The following is a 3,148-nucleotide window of genomic DNA, read 5'->3' on the forward strand; positions in this document are numbered from 1 at the left end:
CTGCCTTCTAAGCAGCGGGTCGCAGGTTCGAGTCCTGCCCGGGGCGCCAGTCAGCTTCGGGTCCATTCCGGGCACATGGTTTACACAATCGGCATCTGGGCTCTCCCTAAATGCCGATTGTGTAAACCATGTCTCCGGAATGAGGTGTCAACCCTGTCTCGGGAAGCACATCGTGCCCTACGAAGTCACCGAGGGTCGGCAGGTGGAAGCTCTTCCGCCAGGCATACGCGGTCTCGTCCCGCGCGCTTGGCCTCGTAGAGCGCTTCGTCGGCGCGTTGGAGGGTGGCTTCCGCGGTGGACCCCTCTCGGTGGAGTGCGACGCCGGAGCTGAACGTCGTCGCCGGTGCGCTGAAACGCCATCCATCGCAGAGCCGCTCGCCCGCGATGAGCGCCCCGTCAGCCGCATCCCGAAGTACCACCAGGAACTCCTCGCCGCCCATCCGGAAGACCTCGTCTCCCTCGCGCAGCGAGGCCCCAAGGAACGCACCGAGATCGCGCAGCACCTCATCACCAGCCGCGTGACCGAGCGTATCGTTGATACGCTTGAAGTGGTCGAGGTCCAGTAGGGCCAGCGCATCGCCGGGTCCGAGCTTTTCGAGCCGCATGTTGGCGCTCCTGCGATTTCCTACCCCCGTCAGCTCGTCACGGATGGACGCTTCTCGCAGGTTCTCGTGCACACGGACGCGTTCCAGGGCGAGACCACTCTGTATCGACAAGGTGCGGACCAGGTTGCGCGTGAAGGGATCGAAGGGCGCGGCCCCCGCCTTTCGCGCAAGGAGTACGATTCCCGCGCATCGCGACGATCCCGGAAGGGGTGCGATACCGAGCTGCTCAATGCCGAGACCCGCGCCGAGAGCCGCGGATGCCTCGTCACCTCGTTCGAGAGGCTTGCGACGTTTGAGCGCCTCGCTGAGGGCAGGCTCGGAGCCCGGATCGAAGCGAGCTGGCAAGATGCCTGGCCAATTGGCGCTGCCCTCTCTGCCAACGTCAGTGAGACACCGACACCCATTGCAATTACTGTAGGGCGGTGAAAGGTGATGAACGATGACAGGAGAGAGGGAAGGCATGACGTTGAAAGGGCTTCCGGCCCCCGGCGTGGGGGCTGAGGAGCGAAGCGACGAAGGCCGCACGCCGGGGGCCGGCGTGCCGGCAGCGCCCCCCGACCCGGAGGTGGCAGCCAAGCCAAAGCGGCGACAGTTCACGGCGGAGTACCGACTCCGGATTCTCGAGGAAGCGGACCGGTGCACGGAGCCCGGCGAGGTGGGGCAGCTGCTTCGCCGCGAAGGGCTGTACAGCTCTCATCTGACGGTCTGGCGCAAGGCCCGCCGCAGCGGGGCGCTTCGCGGACTGTCCTCGAAGAAGCGCGGGGCCAAGCCGAAGGCGCGCAATCCCCTGGAGCCGAAGGTTCAACAGCTCGAGGCGAAGGTGGAACGTCTCGAGAAAGAGCTGCACAAGGCGCACACGATCTTGGACGTCCAGGAAAAAGTTGCCGGGCTGCTGGGATTCGACCTCGACAGCGGGAAGGACTCGTGAACGCGGCCCAGGGATTGGCGCGGGAGGTCGGGGTCGCCCCGGCCTGCCGCGCCCTGGGCGTGTCACGGGCGACCTTCTACCGCCGAGCGAGGCCGTCGACCGGGCAGCAGCAGCCCCGCAAGACCCCTGCCCGAGCGCTTTCACCGTCGGAACGCCAGCGTGTTCGCGATGTTCTCTACGAACCTCGTTTCGCGGACCGGTCGCCGGGCGAGGTCGTCGCGACGCTGCTCGACGATCAACGCTACCTGTGCTCGGAGCGCACGATGTACCGCATCCTCGCCGCCGAGGGCGCAAGCCGGGAGCGGCGCAATCAGCTGCAGCATCCGGCCTACACGAAGCCCGAGCTCGTGGCGACGTCCCCGAATCAGGTGTGGTCATGGGATATCACGAAGCTGTTGGGCCCGAAGAAGTGGACCTACCACTACCTCTACGTCCTGCTGGACCTCTTCAGCCGCTACGCCGTGGGCTGGATGCTGGCGGACCGCGAGAACGCCAACCTGGCGGGTCGCTTGATCGAGGAGACGTGCTGCAAGCACGAGGTGAAGCCCCGGATCTTGACCCTCCACTCCGACCGGGGATCCCCGATGACGGCCAAGTGCACGGCCCAGCTACTCGCCGACCTCGGCGTGACGCAGTCGCTCAGCCGCCCCCGCGTCTCGGACGACAACCCGTTCTCCGAGGCGCAATTCAAGACGCTGAAGTACCACCCGGGATTCCCGGGGCGCTTCGCCAGTCAGGAGGCCGCGGTTGCCTACTGCCGGTCCTTCTTCCCGTGGTACAACGACGAGCACCGCCACGGGGGCATCGCCATGCTCACGCCCGCTGACGTCCACTTCGGCCGGGCCTCGCAAATCCTGGCCACGCGACAGGGCGTGCTCGACGTCGCCTACGAAGCCACTCCGGAACGCTTCCCGCGCGGCAGGCCCCGAGCTGCGGTTCTGCCCGAAGCGGTCTACATCAACCCGCCCCAAAAGGAGGCGCTACAACCAGGAGGTGCTCACTAAATCCAACCCAGGGGTGTCTCAAAGTCGTTGACAGGCTCCGCTGGCCGCTGTCTCCAATCCCCGCCCACTCGAGGGAAGCAGGACGGCAGCGCCTACGGCACTCGGAAGCTCGGCCGCCAACTGAGCGACCCAGATGACTCCCTTGTTGATGAGTGAGCGACGGAAAAGGGCCATCGTTTCCTTCAGTCCCGGCGTATTGGCATTGAGCAAATAGGCAAGCGGATCGGTGACTTCATCGGCGGTCGTCAGGTGAACACTCTGATGATTGCCATATCCGATCACCTGACCTCTGATGCCCACGTCCTTGAGAACGCCTCGGATGCCATCGGCCAGGAGTTCGCCATTGGCATTGATGCGCGCAATTTCATCGGCGGTCATGATGTTGAGACAGGCTGTACTGGCGGCAACAGTCACCGGATCACCCTGGTGAGCGGCGATGGCCGCGATCCTGAACGCTTCCTTCTGGCTGAACCCTCTCTGCCAACAACAATGAGACACCCGACCCATCCAGAATTACTGTAGGGCGATGGAAGGTGTTTCAAGATGATCAACGATACGAATCCGCCTCAGCCGGCCTCTCGGGGGCCGGTGGAGGCGCGTAGCGCCGGAAC

2 protein-coding genes and 1 pseudogene are annotated in these 3,148 nt (G+C 64.9%); 1 reads left to right on the top strand and 2 read right to left on the bottom strand.

Going from position 1 to position 3,148, the window contains the following annotated elements; translation table 11 throughout:
- Window positions 1-185: 185 nt before the first annotated feature.
- A complete protein-coding gene (locus GY937_27885; protein ID MCP5060535.1) occupies window positions 186-950 on the bottom strand; it encodes a GGDEF domain-containing protein in 765 nt (254 codons plus the stop codon).
- 193 nt (window positions 951-1,143) lie between these two features.
- Between GY937_27885 and GY937_27890 the strand changes: the two are divergent.
- Window positions 1,144-2,537: pseudogene (locus GY937_27890) on the top strand (IS3 family transposase).
- Between the two features lie 18 nt (window positions 2,538-2,555).
- On the opposite strand, the gene GY937_27895 reads toward GY937_27890, so the two are convergent.
- On the bottom strand, window positions 2,556-2,915 hold the full coding sequence (locus GY937_27895; protein ID MCP5060536.1) for a hypothetical protein: 360 nt from the start codon (window positions 2,913-2,915) through the stop codon (window positions 2,556-2,558).
- Window positions 2,916-3,148: the final 233 nt, after the last annotated feature.

The organism is bacterium (genome assembly GCA_024228115.1).
Taxonomy (GTDB): domain Bacteria; phylum Myxococcota_A; class UBA9160; order UBA9160; family UBA6930.